The 19,767-nt window shown below is 46.1% G+C and carries 18 protein-coding genes; all 18 read right to left on the bottom strand.

Translation table 11 applies throughout. The features are described 5' to 3' along the window. Positions 1–22 precede the first annotated feature (22 nt). Positions 23–385 (bottom strand): ArsR/SmtB family transcription factor, encoded by a 363-nt coding sequence (locus C7R56_RS05100; protein ID WP_107995507.1) that lies wholly within the window; start codon positions 383–385, stop codon positions 23–25. A 161-nt stretch (positions 386–546) separates the two neighbouring features. Continuing rightward, entirely contained in the window at positions 547–1,206 is a 660-nt protein-coding gene (gene phoU, locus C7R56_RS05095) for a phosphate signaling complex protein PhoU (protein WP_107995506.1), read from the bottom strand. Between the two features lie 57 nt (positions 1,207–1,263). Next, the gene (gene pstB / locus C7R56_RS05090) at positions 1,264–2,016 is read right to left on the bottom strand and encodes a phosphate ABC transporter ATP-binding protein PstB (protein ID WP_107995505.1); all 753 of its coding nucleotides are present in this window, start codon (positions 2,014–2,016) and stop codon (positions 1,264–1,266) included. Between the two features lie 2 nt (positions 2,017–2,018). Continuing rightward, entirely contained in the window at positions 2,019–2,834 is an 816-nt protein-coding gene (pstA, locus tag C7R56_RS05085) for a phosphate ABC transporter permease PstA (RefSeq protein ID WP_107995504.1), read from the bottom strand. Further along, on the bottom strand, positions 2,835–3,695 hold the full coding sequence (pstC, locus tag C7R56_RS05080; RefSeq protein WP_107995503.1) for a phosphate ABC transporter permease subunit PstC: 861 nt from the start codon (positions 3,693–3,695) through the stop codon (positions 2,835–2,837). Between the two features lie 150 nt (positions 3,696–3,845). Continuing rightward, on the bottom strand, positions 3,846–4,736 hold the full coding sequence (locus C7R56_RS05075; RefSeq protein WP_107995502.1) for a substrate-binding domain-containing protein: 891 nt from the start codon (positions 4,734–4,736) through the stop codon (positions 3,846–3,848). 276 nt (positions 4,737–5,012) lie between these two features. Further along, entirely contained in the window at positions 5,013–6,809 is a 1,797-nt protein-coding gene (gene pnpS / locus C7R56_RS05070; RefSeq protein WP_234402585.1) for a two-component system histidine kinase PnpS, read from the bottom strand. Continuing rightward, entirely contained in the window at positions 6,809–7,537 is a 729-nt protein-coding gene (locus tag C7R56_RS05065) for a response regulator transcription factor (protein ID WP_107995501.1), read from the bottom strand. Before C7R56_RS05065 ends, pnpS begins: the two co-directional genes overlap by 1 nt. Before the next feature lie 358 nt (positions 7,538–7,895). Beyond that, positions 7,896–8,783, bottom strand: a complete 888-nt coding sequence (gene ftsX / locus C7R56_RS05060) for a permease-like cell division protein FtsX (RefSeq protein WP_107995500.1) — start codon at positions 8,781–8,783, stop codon at positions 7,896–7,898. Next, the gene (ftsE, locus tag C7R56_RS05055) at positions 8,773–9,459 is read right to left on the bottom strand and encodes a cell division ATP-binding protein FtsE (RefSeq protein WP_086629500.1); all 687 of its coding nucleotides are present in this window, start codon (positions 9,457–9,459) and stop codon (positions 8,773–8,775) included. Before ftsE ends, ftsX begins: the two co-directional genes overlap by 11 nt. A 202-nt stretch (positions 9,460–9,661) precedes the next feature. Then, positions 9,662–10,778 (bottom strand): peptide chain release factor 2 gene (prfB, locus tag C7R56_RS05050; RefSeq protein WP_199902984.1). Its coding sequence is split into 2 segments (ribosomal slippage): positions 9,662–10,705 and positions 10,707–10,778, totalling 1,116 coding nucleotides; the frame shifts between segments, so codons are not numbered across the junction. Between the two features lie 152 nt (positions 10,779–10,930). Further along, a complete protein-coding gene (gene secA / locus C7R56_RS05045) occupies positions 10,931–13,480 on the bottom strand; it encodes a preprotein translocase subunit SecA (protein ID WP_107995498.1) in 2,550 nt (849 codons plus the stop codon). Between the two features lie 228 nt (positions 13,481–13,708). Continuing rightward, the gene (gene hpf, locus C7R56_RS05040) at positions 13,709–14,266 is read right to left on the bottom strand and encodes a ribosome hibernation-promoting factor, HPF/YfiA family (protein WP_106449327.1); all 558 of its coding nucleotides are present in this window, start codon (positions 14,264–14,266) and stop codon (positions 13,709–13,711) included. Between the two features lie 126 nt (positions 14,267–14,392). Then, the gene (locus C7R56_RS05035) at positions 14,393–15,082 is read right to left on the bottom strand and encodes a ComF family protein (protein WP_107995497.1); all 690 of its coding nucleotides are present in this window, start codon (positions 15,080–15,082) and stop codon (positions 14,393–14,395) included. After that, complete coding sequence (locus C7R56_RS05030) at positions 15,054–16,424, bottom strand: DEAD/DEAH box helicase (protein WP_107995496.1); 1,371 nt, start codon at positions 16,422–16,424, stop codon at positions 15,054–15,056. The genes C7R56_RS05035 and C7R56_RS05030 overlap by 29 nt, the downstream gene beginning before the upstream one ends. An 89-nt stretch (positions 16,425–16,513) precedes the next feature. Continuing rightward, the gene (gene thpR, locus C7R56_RS05025; protein WP_159072163.1) at positions 16,514–17,101 is read right to left on the bottom strand and encodes an RNA 2',3'-cyclic phosphodiesterase; all 588 of its coding nucleotides are present in this window, start codon (positions 17,099–17,101) and stop codon (positions 16,514–16,516) included. Between the two features lie 124 nt (positions 17,102–17,225). Further along, the gene (locus C7R56_RS05020) at positions 17,226–18,092 is read right to left on the bottom strand and encodes a DegV family protein (protein WP_107995494.1); all 867 of its coding nucleotides are present in this window, start codon (positions 18,090–18,092) and stop codon (positions 17,226–17,228) included. Positions 18,093–18,160: 68 nt separating this feature from the next. Then, the gene (locus C7R56_RS05015; protein ID WP_159072162.1) at positions 18,161–19,663 is read right to left on the bottom strand and encodes a UDP-N-acetylmuramoyl-L-alanyl-D-glutamate--2,6-diaminopimelate ligase; all 1,503 of its coding nucleotides are present in this window, start codon (positions 19,661–19,663) and stop codon (positions 18,161–18,163) included. Positions 19,664–19,767: the final 104 nt, after the last annotated feature.

Raw genomic sequence — 19,767 nt, 5'->3', positions numbered from 1 at the left:
GAACACTAGTTCGCACCGGTGTTCAAAGATGTTTGTTGTCCGCGGAGCGTGCCTCTGCCTCATTCTGCTCCTCTTCCCTGCCGTGTTCGGCATGTTCGACAGCTAAGTGCAGGATTTCGTAGACATGCTGATCGTCTTGACTGTAGAGGATATTTTTCCCGCTTCTTCTGCTCTTTACTAACTTTGCTTCACGTAGCTTTTTCAGCTGATGCGACACTGCCGATTGTTCCAAATCCAGTTCCTCTGCAATGGCATTTACGTTCAGTTCCCGGTTTTCCAATACATGGAGAATCAAAAAACGGGTCGGATCGCCAATCAATTTGAAAATTTTCGTCACAGCTTCTATTATATTCGGCCTTACTTCGCTTGTTTTTCCTGCCCCCATAGCTTCCCCCACTTTTCCGCTTAAGTAATGCCTATTTCTGTTGCTTTATGCTTATTTTACCAAATTATCGTTGATTCGTGAAAGTTTAAGAATCCCTCCAAAATAAAAAGAAGGCCTTCTCCGTAATCACGGGAAGGTCCTTCTCTAATGGAAATGCCTGATTAATTTAGTTCTTCCAATTTTCCGGTCTGAAGATAGAGGATGCGTTCACAGATATTGGTTACATAGTCTCCGATTCTTTCCAGATAACCTGCAACCAGAATGTAGTCGGCTCCACCGAAAACAACTTCCGGATCTTTTGCCATTTCTTTCAGGCAAAAGCGGTTGATGCTGACGAAATAATCATCCACGATGCTGTCTTTTTCAGCGATTTCTTTTGCGTGTTGGACATCTTGTCTTACATACGCATCGATCGATTGCTCTACCATCAATTTGACAACCTCAGCCATTTCACCTATTTTCACTTCAACTTCAGGGATGCGCTTGCTGTGCTCCTCTTTTACGCGGATGACAGAACGGGCGATACTTACTGCGTGGTCACCCATTCTTTCTAGATCCGAGCTAGCTTTCATGACCGTGATGATGGATCGCAAGTCAGCCGAAACTGGTTGCTGCAAAGCAATCAATTGGAAACAGAATCGTTCAAGATCGACTTCCATCGCATTGATGTCTCTGTCGTTGTCTTTTACTTCAGTCGCCAAGGTTCTATCATGATTGATGAATGCTTTTACTGCTTTCAAAATGGATTCATTGACTTTAAAACCCATTTTTGTAAATTGGGCATTCATTTGATTTAATTCATCGTCAAAAATTCTTCTCACAGTACCCCACCTCACTCCAATATTTCAATTAACAATAGTATAACATATTTTGATGATTTAGCCGAATCTTCCTGATACGTAATCTTCCGTTCTCTTGTCTTTTGGATTCGAGAAGATTGCTTTCGTGTCACCCATTTCGATGATTTCTCCAGTAAGGAAGAAGGCCGTTTTATCAGATACACGAGCAGCTTGTTGCATGTTGTGCGTAACCATGACAATCGTGTAATCTTTTTTCAGATCCTGGACCAAGTCCTCTATCTTCGCTGTAGAAATTGGATCCAAGGCTGAAGTCGGCTCGTCCATCAAAAGTACTTCCGGCTCGACTGCCAAAGCGCGTGCGATGCAGATACGTTGTTGTTGACCACCTGAAATGCTTAAGGCGCTCTTATTCAGGTTGTCTTTCACTTCATCCCAAATGGCTGCGCCTTTTAAGCTGCGTTCAACAATTTCGTCCAATGTCTTTTTATCCTTGACTCCATGGGTTCTTGGGCCGTAGGCAATGTTATCATAAATGCTCATTGGGAATGGATTCGGTTGTTGGAATACCATACCTACACGTTTACGCAACACGTTCACATCGTAGTCGCCATCGTAAAAGTTTTCTCCATCCAAAAGCAGGCTGCCTTCGATCCGGCATCCTGGAACCAAATCATTCATACGGTTCAGGCTCTTCAAGAAAGTGGATTTCCCGCAGCCTGATGGTCCGATGAATGCTGTGATTTCATTTTTTTCAATTTCAATATTGATGTTTTTCAAAGCCTGGAAATCTGTATACCACAGATTCATATCCTTTATGCTGATTTTACTCATATTTATTTTGCCCCCTTGGTCAATCGGTTACTGAAGAATGTTGAAATAGCATTGATGATCAGTACAACTATGATCAATACTACCCCTGTAGCATAGGATTCATCCACGTGCATGCCCTCACTTGAAAGTACATACATATGCAAAGCCAATGTACGGCCGGACTGCATAAAACTTTGCGGAAGATTGGTGGATGTACCTAATGTGTACATCAAAGCCGCCGTTTCTCCGACGATCCGTCCTACACCCAAAATCAAACCTGACAAGATACCCGGCATCGCAACAGGAAGAACTACCCTGAAAATGGTTCTGAGTTTTCCGGCTCCTAAGGCAAAACTGCCTTCACGCAACGAGTCCTTGACGGATATCAAAGCTTCTTCAGTGGATCGGATGATGACCGGCAATACCATGATGACTGAAGTCAGAACCCCAGCAATCAAGGAATATTGGAAATTAAGGAAGATTACAAAGAAAAGCATCCCGAACAAACCATAAACAATCGATGGGATCCCGGACAGCGTGTCGGTAGCGATACGGATGACATCCAACAATCGATTGTCTTTATCCGCATATTCGACCAGATAAAACGCCGTGAAGACTCCGATCGGTGCAGCAATCAGCAACGCCGAAATGACCAACATGAAGGTGGTGAGGATGGCCGGCATCATCGATACATTGCTCGTCTTGTATTCCCAGGCAAAAATTTCAAGCGACAGGTTCGGTACCCCGTTCCATAAAATGAAGCCGATTATGAAGAACAAAGAACCGAATGTCAGACAGGAAAAGAAATAGACTAAGAATTTGATGATTTTCGATTCCATTTAGTTTCCCCTCCTTTTAACGACTGAAAAGATACCATTGATGACCAGAATGAAGATGAAGAGTACAACTGCAGTTGCAATCAATGCGTCTCTGTGCTGCCCGGCAGCATAAGCCATTTCCAAAACGATATTGGTGGTCATCGTACGAACCCCTTGCGTGACGCTCTCTGGAATACGCGGCTGGTTTCCGGCAATCAAAATCACAGCCATCGTTTCACCGATTGCACGCCCAATTCCCAAAATGACGGAAGAAAGGATTCCTGATTTAGCTGCTGGCACAACAACACGCATTACCGAACGTTCATGTGTAGCACCCAATGCGATGCTTCCTTCGTAGTAGCTTTTAGGAACAGCCACAATAGAAGCTTCTGACATCCCGATGATTGTCGGCAAAATCATGATTCCCAATAAGATGGAGGCCGTCAAGATATTCATCCCTGTTCCTCCGACAAGTTGTCGCATCAACGGAACAATCAGTTGGAGCGCGAAGAAACCATAGACGATAGAAGGAATGGCGGCCATCATATTGACTGCCGGCTTCAGAAATTGATGCAACTTAGGCGGACAGAATTTAGCCATAAAAATCGAAGTGAATATGCCGGTTGGAACTCCTAAAATAATCGCACCGATCGTGATGACGATCGAACCGAATATCATCGGTAGGATGCCGAAGCTCGGTGTGCTGTTTGAAGGCGCCCATTTTGTTCCGAACAGGAAGTTACCGAGTCCATAATCGAGCATGAAAGGTATTCCACCCTCAAATATGAAATAACAAATCACAATAATCGAAATGACAGAAACAAGTGCTGATGCAAAAAATAGCCATTTCATGAAATTTTCCAAAAAATACTTCTTTTTCATAAGTTCCCCTTCCTTTTTTTAACCAGAATCTGATTGAAGGTCTTTCCTTTACATTATAATACATTTTCTATACTTTTATATCATTAATGAAAAAAAAAGGCCAGATTAATCTGGCCTTTTCATACAGTCTGAGTGAAATCTAATGTTAGTTTATTGAACGTCTGCCCATTCAGTTGTTTCACCAGTGAAGATTGCTTTTACTTGCTCAAGCGTCAAGCCAGCAAGAGTGTTTTCTTTGTTGACGACTACTGCGATACCATCAACTGCGATTGCGTCAGATGTAAGTTCAGCAGCTTCTTCTTCTTTCAGTTCACGGGAAGACATACCGATATCAGCAGTACCTTCCATGGCTGCTGTCATACCAGCAGAAGAACCGTTTGAAGTGATGTCGATTTGAACATCAGGGTTTAAAGCTTTGTATTCTTCAGCAAGTACTTCCATCAATGGGGATACAGAAGTTGAACCTACGATTGAGATTGTTCCGCTCATTGAACCGTCGCCTGCATAAGCAGCTCCGTCCATTTTCGCTTCAACATATCCTTCTTCAACTGCGATTGCTTGTCCTTCAGCAGAGTGGATGTATGCTACAAAGTCAGCAGCCACTTCGCTAAGATCGCCTTTCCAAGCGATGTTGAAGTTACGTGCGATCGGGTAAGTGCCGTCTTGTACAGTTTCGTTTGTTGGTTCTACGCCGTCGATTGCTACGCCTTGAACAGTGTCATTCAAAGATCCTAATGAAACATAACCGATTGCATTTGCATCTCCTGCAACTGTAGAAAGAACGCCTTCCGTACCGTTTTGGATGATTGCTTCGGAGTAAGTGTTATCCACTTCTTCGCCGTTTGCATCTTCACCCAACACGCCAGTGATTTCAGTGAAAGCACCTCTTGTACCTGAACCATCTTCACGTGAAACAACGTTGATTGTACCTGCTACTCCAGTAGCTCCGTCAGATGATGCTTCGTCTCCGCCACCGCATGCTGCCAAAGTTGCACTTACGCCTAATGCTAAAACTAACTTGCTAAGATTATTCCATTTCATTTGAAATTACCATCCTTTTTGTTTGAATTATTTTGTTCTTTGCTGATAAATTCATTCTAACGTCTGAATGTTAATTTTATTACGTATAATTGTAAATTTTACGTTGAGATAAAATATGCTTTTCATCCTGCTTGTGTGAAGAATCCCGAGAAAGCGTTACCTTTTGTTAAAAAGGCTTTATTGATAACGTTCTTTAGCATCATAAATTGTAAATTTTATGTAAATACAAGGCTGTTTATTATAAAATTCTAATCTAATCCAAACTTTAATTTCATTTTACTCTTCATTTAGACGTCTGATATACGGGAAGCGAACGGTAAACGTGCTCCCGATACCCATTTTGCTGTCGACCGAAATAAATCCGTTCATGTTTTTGACAAGGTACCTTACTATGGAAAGACCCAAACCTGTTCCTCCTGTATTGCGGCTTCTGGCTTTATCCACCCGATAGAATCTCTCAAAAATTCGCAATAGATCTTCTTCCGGTATGCCGATGCCGGTATCCTTGACTTGGATGATGATTTCTTCGTCCGTTTGATCCAAATGGACGGTCACATGCCCCTTTTGATCCGTATAGTTCACGGCATTGTATATCAGGTTGGACAGTATCTGTTCGAACCTGCTCTTATCACCTTCAAAATATACTTCCTTTTCAGCTTTCAGCATGAGGGTGATTTCTTTCTCTTCCGCCTCTTTACTGACGATTTGAAAACAAGAGCGGGTAATTTCGTTTATGTTGATCTTTTCGATGCGCATCGGCACTTGTTTTTGTTCGACGCGAGAAAGTTCCAGGATGTCGTTTACCAACATATCCAACCGATTGGATTCTTTATAGATGATTTCCAAAAACTGCTTTAGAATGACAGGGTCGCTCATGGCTCCATCCAACAAAGTTTCAGCGAATCCCTTCAAGGCAGTCACTGGTGTCCGCAGTTCGTGAGAGGCATTCGTCACAAAATCCGTTCTTACTTTTTCCAATCGTCTGATTTCCGTAATATCGTAAAGCAAAACAATCAGCTGATCGCCCCTTTCACCCTTATTGCCTGGAATGAGGACCGTATTCACGTCAAGAATCTTTTCATCAGGATAATACTGATAGATTTCGTCATTCAGATGTTTTTTGAAATGATAGGTCTGATCGATCAATCTGATCACGCCGTAGCTTTTGAACAACTCCAGATAGGAATGACCGATCAAAGAATCTTTTTTCCCTACAATTTTTTGAACTGCGGGGTTCATCATTTGTATTCTCTTTTCCTCATCCAGCAGGACAACACCGATCACTAGTTTATCCATCAGCAAATTTATCCGCTCATTTGATTCTTGGATTGTCTGTGTTTTCTCTTGGAGACTATCGGAGAGATCATTCACTTTATCGCCTAGGGCCGAGATTTCAGGATAATCGGCTCCGTAATAGCGCACTTCATAATTTTCTTCTGCAATCTGTTCCACGATTGTCTTGATGTTTTCCAATGGCACAGACAGGCGCCGCGTCAAACTGTGCGCGATGATGCTCGCCAAAATTACCGCAACTAAACTGAAAAGCAAGGCCGCTTCCAATGTATCGACTTTCAATCCTTCCAACTCGAAAAGATTATGCGACAAACGGAATATGCCTACAAAATCGCCGGACTCATTGTAGAGAGGAAACGCTGCCCGGTATACACTGTCCCCATTTTTGTCCTCTGTCAGTCCACTGCTGCCGTTTGCGGCTCCTTTCAGGACAGCTTTTATTTCTCTGACATCCTGCTGTTTCTCAGCAGAATCAATACTAGGATTGGATGAAAAAACCAAATTCCCTTTTTCATTCAAAAGGGCGATGGCATCCCCCTCTGCGAGCAATTTTTGGATGCCGCCTATTTCCTTGACCGCCGTAATAACGGTATCGGAATCTCCAATATACAGTTCACTCACCATCATGGAAATATCATTTGCGCGATTATCGATTCCGTTTGTTATGATGGTAGCCGTAGCGGTCACCAACATTTGATTGGTATAAAAAACTACTCCTGTCACCAGGAGTAGAAAGAGGCCTACAAAAAGGGCCAAAAATTGATTTGTAAATTTATGCATTATTTCGACACCTCGAATTTATACCCGAAGCCTCGGACCGTTCGGATGTATTGCGGATTTTTGGTGTCTTTTTCGATTTTTTCGCGGAGATGGCTGATATGCACGTCGACAATGCGCGTTTCTCCTGCGTAATCAAAATTCCAGATGGCGTTCAACAACTGTTCCCGGCTCAGGATGCGGTTGGCGCGCTTCGCCATGTAAAGCAACAATTCAAATTCTTTCGGCGTTATGTCGATCAATTCTCCCTCAACATGAACTTCGTACAGCTGCGGAAAAATCGTGATTTCGCCCACTTCAATTTTTTCTGTTTCATCTTCCGTCAATTCCTGTTGGGCAACCGCAACCGGTTCAGCCGGAACCGGTTTGTTTGTCCTTCTTAAGATAGCTTTCATCCTGGCCAACACTTCACGTGGGCTGAACGGCTTCGTCATATAGTCATCCGCACCCAACTCAAGGCCGATGATTTTTTCCAACTCATCATCCTTCGCTGTCAAAATCATGATCGGTGTATCAAATTTTTCCTGTCTCAGACGTTTACAGATGTCCATTCCGTCCATCGACGGTAGCATCAGATCCAAAATGATGAAGTCAAAAGGATTCGAGATGGCCAAGCGGTAGCCTTCCGCTCCGTCGGTGGCAGTTGTCACCTCATAGCCGTCTTTTTCCAAGTTGAAAGCCAACAATGTAACGATGGATGGTTCATCATCCACTATCAAAACTTTTTTCATGTGTCCTCCTCTGACCGATTGGGGTCCGGGATGGCGAATGCCATCCCATGTATATTTTGCAAATGTCGGTATTCTAAGCGCCTCAGCTTCCTGTTCGGCTCGCTTCCTTTTCAGCATACTAAAAATGTTGGAAAACGGCAATTCAGATTTCATTAGCTGATTTTTGTTTCTTAAACCAAAAGTCTCCAAAAAGTGCGCTGTACAGGAGATTCCACAAGCTTTAATAGAAATCCTCGCGTGCGAAAATAATAATTGCGCTCTGCTGTTTTTCAGCTCAACCTCAATCGTTCATGCAACAGAAAAAGGTTCCGGCCATACAATAGTATGACTGAAACCTTTTTTGAACTCGAATTATTTATTAAACTTTCAGGAATCTGCGCATCGAGAATACGGAACCGAATGCCCCGATAAAGATGCCGATGCCCACCATCAAAAGGCTGATGTATAGAAGGAATGGATTCGGAGGCAAGAGGCCGAAGTTCGTGCCTGCCAAGTAATCCCCGCTCACATCAAAAATGAAGCGGTAAAGGAATACGAGAAAGGTCATGGGAATCAATGCCCCTATCAGACCGATAACGGCTCCTTCAATCAGGAATGGCCATCTGATGAAGCTGTTTTTTGCCCCCACCAAACGCATAATTTCAATCTCTGTGCTCCGTGAGAATATGGTGATTCGGATCGTGTTGGAAATCAGGAATACGGCAACCAACAGCAAGCCGATGATGATGACAAGCCCAATCGTACGGATCGTCGCAATCGTCTCGAACAATTTATCCGCTGTGGCACCGCCGTATTCAACCTGCGTGACATACTGCATGGCGGATGCTGCTTCAGCTACTGCTTTCGTCTGCTCCGGAGCCGTCGTGTTAAGGACATAGGCATCATACAACGGATTGGCATCCCCACCGAACAGGTCGAACTCATCGCCGTAGCTGCCGATGATTTTATCCAATTCCTCGTCCTTGCTTGAGAAACTGATGGATTCCACATTGGCGATGTTCTCCAGTTCTGTTTTCAACACTTCCTGCGCGGCCGGATCAGCCGCCAGATCGATGTAGACTTTTACACTCACATCATTTTCGACGTCGGAAGCCAATTTGTTCACGTTCAAGAGAATGCCGGTAAAGGATCCCACAAGCAGCAAGGTCAGCGCCACTGCACTGATCGAGGCTATCGACATCCAGCCATTCCGGAACAGGCTTTTGAATGCGTCTCTTATGTGTCTCATAAATGTTCTAAATTTCATATCCATATTCTCCTTCTTGTTGATCTCGGACAATACGGCCATTCTCTATTGCTAATACACGGTGTTTGATGTCATTAACGATTTGGCTGTTATGGGTTGCCATCAGAATTGTCGTGCCTTGGTTGTTGATTTCTTCCAGAATGCGCATGATTTCCATCGACGTATCCGGATCCAAGTTACCTGTCGGCTCATCCGCAATCAGGACGCCTGGCATATTCGCAATCGCACGTGCAATCGCAATCCGTTGCTGTTCCCCGCCGGAAAGTTCATTCGGGAACATCCGCACTTTATGCTTCAGGCCAACCAAATCAAGCACTTCCAATACGCGCTTCTGGATGACTTTTGGACTTTTTTCGACTACTTCCATCGCGTAGGCGATGTTTTCATAAACGGTCAGTTTCGGCAAAAGTTTGAAATCCTGGAAGACTACACCCACAAAACGACGCAACAACGGGATTTCTTTTTCCTTCATGGTCGTTAAATTATATTTGCCTACTTGAACTGTTCCTGAGGATGGTTTTACTTCGCGGTACATCATTTTGACAAAGGTTGATTTGCCGGCTCCACTTGGGCCTACAATATACACAAACTCCCCTTGCTCGATCTTCACGCTCAGATTATTGACCGCCGTAATGCCGTTGTTGTATTTCTTAGAGACATTCAGCATTTCAATCATTTTATCACCTGTCTTTTCTTTTTTTCCTTGCTGCCGGTCTGAAAGCTTCAGTGGCCGCAAGAATGCTTCCCTATTATAGCACGTTGCGTAAATATGTCTGTTTTAGTTTCTTTACAAGTATGTGTCAATAGTTTCTCAGAAGTCCAGCTGAATCCTCATTATTCCTGCTCACGTTTGGCCATTTTTCATTTCGTTGCGTATGTTACAGTTCTTCCTGATCCATCGTCATTTTCAGATAGGCATCGATAAAGGCGTCCAGATCGCCGTCCATGACGGCCTGTACATTACCCGTTTCATAGCTGCTTCTGTGGTCTTTTACCATGGAATAAGGATGGAATACGTAAGAACGGATCTGTGAACCCCAACCGATTTCTTTTTGTTCTCCACGGATGGCTGCCAGTTCTTTTTCACGCTCTTCCTCTTGCAGTTGATACAGTTTTGCCTTCAGCATCCCCATAGCGGTATCTCTGTTCTGGAATTGGGAACGTTGCGCCTGGCTCGCCACAACAACGCCGGTCGGGATGTGTGTAATCCGGATAGCTGAGGACGTCTTGTTGATGTGTTGCCCGCCTGCTCCGCTGGCGCGATAAGTATCCACACGGATGTCATCCGGATTCACTTCTATCTCCGTATCGTCCGCAGCGATCTCCGGCATCACGTCGATCGAACAAAAAGAGGTGTGCCTTCTTCCGGCAGAGTCGAACGGCGAGATACGGACCAAACGGTGCACGCCCCTTTCCGAACGTAGGTAACCATAGGCGTTCAAACCCTTGATAAGGATCGTTACGCTTTTGATTCCGGCTTCATCCCCGCTTTGATAATCCAACGTCTCCACGTCAAAGCCTTTTTTATCGGCCCAACGCGTGTACATGCGGAAAAGCATGCTGCCCCAATCCTGGGATTCCGTTCCGCCAGCACCCGGATGAATTTCCAAAATGGCATTGGATTTGTCGTGCGGTCCGTTCAACAGCATCGTCAATTCATATTTTTCCAGCGCTTCCGTAAATTCTGTCGTTTTTTCGGTCAATTCTTCCAAGTATTCCGGATCTTCATCCTCTTTTACCATTTCATATAAGACTTCTAGGTCTTCATACTGCGCTTCCAAACTCTTGTAGGTATTGTAGACTACTTTTATTTGGTTCGATTGATTGATGACTTCCTGCGCCGCTTCGGCATTGTTCCAAAACTCAGGATCCAACATGCGATCGTCGAATTCCGCTATATCCGTTTCCAGGCCATCTAAGTCAAAGAGACCTCCTGAAGCTTGAGATTTTTGTTTCTGAACTTTCCAATATTGCTTTGATTTCACTTAATTCCATTTGATTTCCTCCTAGATTCGACAAAAGAAGGATGGGTCGGGATAAAAACAAGCGACTGTTTTTTATCCCGACCCTCCTCGATTGGCGCTGTATCCGATTAGTGTTATTGACTTGATTTTTTTGGCTGAGCTGTGGATTGCGCAGACCGCTAGTTATTCTTCGGTGGGCGACTCTTGTTTTCCTGCTGCTTCAGCCGCTTGTTTGGCTTTTTGGATTTCCATCAGTTTTTGCATTCTCATTGCGGAGATCTGGGCTCTGCGCGCTTGTTCCTGTTGCTCCGTTTTGGAAGCGACTGTCTCACGCGTCGGCATGATGTTCGAGCCTTGACCTACTGATTGTCGTTGCAGATTTTGACGGATTTCTGATTTCATCACGATACGGGTGACGTCGTAGTCGATGGTGGCAATCATTTCTTGGAAACGATCATAGCCCTCGGTTTGGTATTCGGTCAATGGATTGTTCTGTGCGTAGGAACGCAAGCCGATACCTTGGCGAAGCTCATCCATATTGTCGATGTGATCGGTCCATTTGTTGTCCACAACGCGCAGAATGACGACTTTTTCGAATTCCAAAATCTGTTCTGGGCTCAATTGAGTCTCTTTTGTCTTGTAAACTTCCATTGCGCGTTCAACTAAGTATTCCTCAATTTCATGCGCTGTTTTGCCTTCCAGATCGGCCATACTGATGCTGTCGGGGTGCACTAGGGCAGCTCCGGCAAAGTCGCGGATCCCTTGCAGGTTCCAAGTCGTCTTCTCACCGATGGTATGCGTTTCGACCACACGCGCAATCGCACGTTTGATCATGGCTGTTGCGACAAATTTTAGCGATTCAGTTTCGTTGATGACTTCCAGACGCTGTCCATAGATGATTTCACGTTGTTCACGCATGACTTCATCGTATTCCAATACGTTTTTACGGGTATCGTAGTTATTGCCTTCCACTCGTTTCTGAGCTGATTCCACTTGTTTGGAAAGCATTTTGCTTTGGATAACCACGTCTTCTGCTTCGTCATCCAAATTCAATTTGCTCCAGACTTGCTGAATGCGTTCCGATCCGAAGCGTCTCATCAAATCGTCTTCCAGCGACAGGTAAAATTGCGTTTCACCGGGATCTCCTTGACGTCCGGAACGTCCACGCAGTTGGTTATCGATCCGGCGTGATTCATGACGTTCGGTACCGATGACGCAGAGACCGCCCAATTCCTTGACGCCTTTACCCAGCTTGATGTCGGTACCACGGCCGGCCATGTTGGTGGCGATCGTGACGGCTCCGGGTTGACCGGCACCGATGATGATTTCCGCTTCCCGGAAATGGTTTTTGGCATTCAATACTTGGTGCGGAATGTTTTCTTGGCTCAGCATGCGCGAAAGCAATTCAGAAGTTTCGACTGCTACGGTACCGACAAGGATCGGCTGCCCTTTCACATGACGCTCTTTGATATCGCCGACAACAGCCCTGAATTTGCTCTTCAAGGATGGGTACAACAAATCCGAATAATCATTACGGACAATCGGTCTGTTTGTAGGAATCGAGATGACGTTCATGTTGTAGATTTCCCGGAATTCTTCTTCTTCCGTTTTCGCCGTGCCGGTCATACCGGACAGTTTTTTGTACATACGGAAATAGTTCTGGAAAGTGATGGTGGCCATCGTTTTCGATTCATTTTCAATTTCGACGTTCTCTTTCGCTTCGATGGCTTGGTGAAGTCCGTCCGAGTAACGGCGGCCTTCCATGATCCGGCCAGTGAATTGGTCAACGATTTTTACTTTTCCGTCTTCAACTACGTAATCGATATCCACAAGCATGATGAAGTTCGCGCGCAAAGCTTGATCCAAATGATGCACCAAGCGCGTATTATCCACATCGTATAAGTTCGGTAAATGGAATGTTTTTTCGGCTTTCTCGATGCCTTCATCCGTCAATGCGATTGATTTAGATGTCAAATCGATCGTATAGTCTTCATTCTCTTTCAATCCTTTGATGAAGAAATCAGCTCGGTTATAGAGTGCTGTCGATTTTTCGGCTTGTCCGGAAATGATCAATGGTGTACGGGCTTCATCAATCAAGATCGAGTCGACCTCATCGACGACCGCAAAGTTCAATGGACGCTGCACCATTTGATTTTTGTAGACGACCATGTTGTCACGCAAATAATCGAAGCCCAATTCATTGTTGGTGCTGTAAGTGATGTCGCAGTTATAGGCTTCTCTTTTTTCTTCAGAAGACTTTCCGTTTGTGTTCAAACCAACAGTCAACCCCAGAAAACGGTACAATTCGCCCATCTCGACCGCATCACGGCTTGCCAAATATTCATTGACTGTGACAACGTGCACACCTTCGCCCGATAAGGCGTTCAAGTAAACAGGCATCGTCGCTGTCAAGGTTTTACCTTCACCCGTCTTCATTTCAGCGATATTGCCTTTATGTAGGGTAAGCCCCCCCATAATCTGCACTTTATAAGGATACAGTCCCAAGACGCGTTTTGCGCCTTCGCGGACTACCGCAAATGCTTCTGGCAGAAGATCATCCAAAGACTCCCCTTTTTTGTAGCGTTCTTTATAAGATTCGGTCAGTTCGCGCAATTCTTCATCATCCAAAGCGGCCATTCGATCCGCGTAGGAGATGACTTTATCCGCTACGCCTTCCAAGGAACGTAGCTCTTTCTTATCATTCTCGATGAGTTTCTTTAAAAAGTTGGCCATTCTATATCTCCTCTTGCTGTCTGATTTCATTCCAGCAATCATTTTCACTGGGTATGCATTCGTGTATAAGTCGTTCGTTGCTGATGCAAAAATAATTCTTTTATCTCTACTATTCTATCATTACTTTTAATTAATGTGAACTACTCCCCATCAACAAAACCTTACACCTGTTGCCAAAAAAAAAAGCCCCCCGCCGTTTATTAGGGGCGGGGGACGTTATTTTCAGATTTAGTCGGTTTCGATCAGACCGAATTTGCCGTCTTTTCGGCGGTACACGATACTTGTGCCGTTCGTTTCAGCATCTTCGAAGATAAAGAAGTTGTGTCCAAGCATATTCATCTGTAATACAGCTTCTTCACTGTCCATCGGTTTGAGGGAAAGACGTTTAGTGCGGACGATTTCAAGCGGATTCTCATCGTCTTCCATTTTTTCTTCGATCAGATTCGGCTCGTTACCGATATCAAATCCTCTCTCTCTGGATTTGCGGTGAATCTTCGTCTTGTACTTACGGACTTGGCGTTCAAGTTTGTCCACGACCAAATCGATGCTTCCGTATAGATCGTTGGAAGTCTCTTCGGCTCTTAAAACCAGGAAAGGTAGCGGAACCGTAACTTCCACCTTAGCAGATTTTTCGGCTGGGAATGGATATACTTTCAAGTTGACATGCGCAGTTGTTTCAGGCACGTTGCTAAAGTATTTTTCCAGTCTGCCTAATTTTTTCTCGGCGTAGCTGCGAATCGGTTCTGTAACCTCAATATTTTCTCCTCGGACATTATACTTAAACATAGCACTCTCTCCTTTCGTCTGACGCATCGTCAGATAAAGACAACCCTCACCTATGGACCACTCATAGGGGGTTTCTTTAACTTCATTATAATGTAAGCGCCTTAACATTTCAATGTTTATGATTGCTTATCTTGCGATTGTCACGGAACGCACCAATCTGAATCCTTGCTTGTACAGCAGAGTTTTCGCATGGTAGAGCGTTCTTCCGGTAGTATAGACGTCATCAAAAAGAATAATTTCCTGCTGAAGATATTTTTTGTGCTCATCCAACATCAAAAATGGCTGCGTTGTCAGCAGTCGTTCTTGCCTGTTTTTTTCGGACTGTTTTTCGCCGACATGCTGGTTTTCCAAGAATTGCGCGTAGTGGATTCCTGCTTGTTTCAGCATCTCTTCGCATTGACTGAATCCCCTTTCCTCGTAACTCGCGCGCGATATCGGCAACGGGAGGAACAGTCCCTTCGGATGCGCTCTTTGGAGAGCCCTCAGCTCATTCCTGAATGCTCCGGCAAGACGGTAATCGCCTTGAAACTTGTAGCGTTGCAGCCAGTCCTTCACGACACCCGTGTAGGCATAGCAGGCATGATGTCCAATCGTCAATTCCGGATAGCGGCAACTCCACCTCCGGCAGTCCTCGCACAACTCCGTGGCTGTTTGCGGCCGCATGCAGCCTAGGCAGCACGTTTGACCGGCTAAACGCGGCAACTTTTCATCGCAGGATCGGCAGATTGTTCCGCAATCTTTTTTCCCGAAGCTGAAAAGTTCTTGGAGGGTCAAAAGTTCGCGGATCTCATTTTGGCAAAACAGACATTGACCCATTCAGCAACCCCTTTCTTCCCGCATCCCGGTTCATCAAGCGGATTTGCCGGACTGCCCCCTGTATGGCTTTCGTTTCGCCATTGTGCGCAAAACAGACCCACCCCGTCGGAAAGTCTTTGTGTCTGCCTGCCCTGCCGGCAATCTGCACCAACGAGGCTTCCGTGAAGACCCAATCTTCCGCGCCAAGCACGATGACGTCGATGTCCCTGAAAGTCACGCCGCGCTCCAATATGGTCGTCGTCATCAAAAAATCATACTCTTCCGTCCGCATTCTTTTCACTTTCTCCTCGCGATCAGGGTCGCTCGCCGAAACGCAGGTGAACTGCTTGTCCGGAAAAAGTTCCCTCAACCAACCATCCAGCTCTTCCATCAGCTTGATATGCGGTAAAAAAAGCAGAAAGCGCCGATTCGTTTGGAGTTGCCTTCGAATCAGTGTAAGGAATCGAGCCGTTTTCTTTTTGGTGATGGCCTTGCGCCAGTTCCCGACCCACAGACACTCTGGTTCGGGCAACGCAAAGCCGTGATAGCGGGCAGGCAATACCGTCGCTGCCAATCTGCCACGCTTGATGTCATCTTGCATGGCCCGAGATGGGGTTGCCGTCAAATAAATCAGCGCGCTCGCTTTTTTTCTGGATTTTTGCGCCCCGAACTGGAGGCTCGCATCGTTGTGGTATGGGAAGGAATCGATTTCGTCGATTATCAGGAGGTCGAACGCTTCCCGGAAACGCAGCAGTTGATGGGTCGTGGCGATGACCAGTGGCGTGTAGCTGTAGCCCTCCTCATTGCCTCCATACAGCAAGGCCAAAGGGACGTCCGGGAAAGCTCGCTTGATCCGTGGGGCCAGTTCCAGACAAACGTCCACACGCGGGGAGGCTAGGCAGACTCTCCCACCTTTGCGCAGACAGGCTGCGATCCCTTCAAAGATCATCTCGGTCTTCCCAGAACCGGCAACGGCCCAGATCAGGCGTGTCTCTTCAGCATGGACCGTCACCACGATTTCATCCGATGCACGTTTCTGTTCCGAAGACAACTGCCCTTTCCATTGCAGAATCGGCTCGCTGGGCCATACGAACGAGTTGGTTTCCGGCAGATGATAGAGGGCTGTACAGCATTTGATTTTCCCCATGTTCAGGCAACTTAAGCAATAAAAACAAGCAGTTCCGCAAGAGCATGGCGCTGCCTGGAAGTTTTTCCGGTCTTGGTTTCCGCAGCGGGAACATGCCCGCTTCCCGTTCACGCTGACCAAGCCGGGTCGTTTCTCAGCCATATTCAGCAGTGCTTTGTCTGCAGTGCGACACTCGCCCTTCATCAATTCCCTGCCGTAAAGTTCTTTTCCGTCCATGCCATCCTCCCCTTCCCTGGATAGCATACGCAAAAAAAGCCGCCACTCTTCCGCTGACTATACGAAGAGTGACGCCTTTCTGTTTCCGGTTAAGGATTTATTGGTTTGCTGGATGCTGACTGAATGGTCTGACCGTTGAACGGGAAATCAGCAATCGGGCGGTAAACCAGCTTACCGTTCAACCGCACACTTTCGAACAGCGTCAGCCCGGTGACCGGGATTTTCTGGTCAAAGGGCAGCGGCACTTCACTAAGTGTTTCCCACTCCTGCGACAGTACAATCCCCCTACCGAGCGTGAGGTGCGGAATGAAAGCAACCTCGTCGGCAACTGTCGTTGCATGCACCAAAAGTTCCGCGTTAAGCTGATCATAGAGTTTTCGGAGCTGACTGTTTTCTTTGATGCCCATCCAGATGATCCACTTGTTTTTTTTGAAAAAATAACCCAACCTAGCAGTTTCGACCAGAAAGGGCACCTGATTTTTGGTGCAGCGAGCCAACGCCGTTTCGATTGTGATTTTCTGATCCAGATCCACTTCCCCGATAAAACGCATCGTCAAATGAAAGTTGTCCGGATCCGTGAATGATCCTTTGAGGCTGGCACGTTTCACTTCTCCCTGAACGGAAACCAGCTGTTCTTTGATGCCTTCAGGCAATCTTACGCCGATAAATACTCTCACAAAAGCACCCCCACTATCTGTTAAAAAACCAGTCCGAAATTCCCCACAGAAAAAAACAGGAAGGCCAGGACCCCAATGGCCCTTCCTCCCGGATGAATATATGATTGCCATAATGATTTAGTGCTTATATCGGATAGCTCAATTCGGTGTCTTCCGTCCAGGTCAACCCCAGTGCACCCTCGCCTAAATGTGTCCCGATGACAGGACCGAAATAACTCAATTCGAAGCGGATGTCCGGAAACTCTCCTTGGAGATGTTCCAGCCAATCTTGCCCTTTCTCGGGAATATTTCCATGGATGACCGTTGCGATAATCGGATAATCCGCTTTTGAAGCCGTCTTGCCCAACAGTTCTTCGATCCGTCGCAACGCCCTTGCGTTGGTTCTGATTTTTTCAAAAACGACTATCTTTTTGTCCGAAAAATGCAGCACTGGCTTAATCTTCATGATAGAGCCGATGACAGCCGCCCCACCGGATAATCTGCCGCCGCGTTGCAGGTTCATCAGATCGTCCACCATAAAGTAAGCGCGGGAACGTTTCTTCATATGGTTCAATCGCACAATGATCTGCTCCGGTTCAATACCGGCAGCAGCCAATCTTGCCGCCTCCAAGACGAAGCGAGCCTGGACGTAGCAGCTGATTTCAGAATCGAAGGGATGGATGTTGAATTCAGGATATTCTCTGCTTAATGAGGCCACATTCTGGTAAGTACCACTGATGCCGCTTGAGAGGTGGACACTGATGATTGCATCATGATCCTTCGCCAGTTCTTCATAGAGCTCATGCATGGCACCCACTGCTGGTTGAGAGCTCTTCGGGAAATCTTCAGACGATTTCATCAAGGCATAAAAATCCTCAGCAACCAAATCTATTTCTTCTTCATATGATTTTTCTCCGATATTCACGACTAATGGCAGCATATGAATATGATGCCGCTGGCGTATTTCAGCCGTCAGATAAGCGGTACTGTCCGTTACTACTGCAATTTTCATGGAAATCCTCAAACTTTCTGCTCGTTATTTAGCTTAACCACCATATATTATGCGGTAATTCTCTGCATTTAGGCTTTGTCGACAAGCCTCTGGTTACGCAATTCAATGGCTTCAGCCGCCACTTCACTGTCCAACAGTCGAATCATTCTGCCTCTGTCGTTGTAATCAGCCTCATGTCCACGCCCCAGCAGGATGACCGTATCTCCCGGTTCTGCGATGGTGATCGCGTGCACGATGGCTTCCTTGCGGTTTTCGATATATTCATAGTTGTCCTTTTCAATGCCGGTAAGCATCATTGAGATGATCTGTTCCTGCGGTTCTTTCCCGGTATCATCCGTAGTCAGGACCACATAATCGGAGAGTTCCGTACCGATGTGGGCCATGATTGGGCGTTTTTCATGCTCCCGTTCCCCAGCGCCCCCGAAAACGGAAATGACTCTTCCTTGGGTGAACTCGCGCACCACACTCAATACTTTTTCCATCGCATCAGGCGAATGGGCAAAATCGACATAGACACCGATGTCGCTCGCACCAGGGACAATCTCCAATCTGCCGGTAACACCAGACAATGACGCGACCGCTTTTGATGCATCCTCCAAAGGAATGCCCAGAGCATATACAGCCGCCAGCGCAGCCAATGTATTGGAAACATTATAAAGCCCCACCAAGTTCGTCACGACCGGATAACGTTCCCCATTTACGACCAGATTGAAGCGGGTCTGCGTCCGGCTGTATGTGATATCTGCTGCAAAGAAATCAGCCGTTTCATCCTTTACGCTGTAAGAAATGACTTCTGCCGCCGTAGCGATGCGGTAGCTGTGGATCGTTTCATCATCCGCATTCAGAACCGCCGCTTTCGTACGTCCGTTTTTGCGGCCGTTCCCTAGTTGGGAGAAGAGCAGTTTTTTCGCTTCGGCATAGGCTTCCATCGTGTGATGGAATTCCATGTGTTCATGCGTCAAGTTCGTCATGATTGCGACATCCAGATCAAGGCCCCACGCTCTGCCCATTTCCAAAGCAATTGAGGAAAGCTCCAGCGTGAAGTATTCCGTCTTCTTCTCAACCATAAGGTGCAGGGCTTTTTGCATCGTGATGCTGTCGGGCGTCGTATTTTTCGTTTTGTGCACTTCGTCGCCGATATGCATTTCGATGGTGCCCATCAACCCGGTTTTTTTATCCATCGCCTTAAGGATGGCTTCCACCAAATAGGTCACTGTCGTCTTCCCATTGGTCCCTGTGACGCCGATGACTTTCATCGCCTCACTCGGGTAAGCATAAAAGTGATTCGCAAGCAGGCCCATTGCTTTGTCCGTATCGGGAACATATACAACCGGGACAGTCGCTGCCAATCTTTGGATATCCTTATGGGCAACAATCAAGCCCGCACCGTTGGCGACTGCCTTCTCAACGTAATTGTGGCCATCGACTTGCGTACCGTCGATACAGACAAACAGATCCCCCGATTGGATATCGCGGGAATCCTGACTAATTTTTCCAATATTCAAATCGGGATCCAAGCTCCCAACAACTTTTTTCATCTTGAGTACATCGATTAAATCTGTAGCTTTCACGCAGATCACCTTTCCATCGACCCCTATGGCCGTTTGGTCTATTCCATCTAACAATACCACAAATGGAAATGTTCGGAAAGTCCCTTTCCTTGTTCGTGGCCTGT

Source organism: Trichococcus paludicola (assembly GCF_003052295.1).
In the GTDB taxonomy this organism is placed as follows: Bacteria; Bacillota; Bacilli; order Lactobacillales; family Aerococcaceae; genus Trichococcus; species Trichococcus paludicola.
This window is presented reverse-complemented; position numbering and strand designations above follow the sequence as displayed.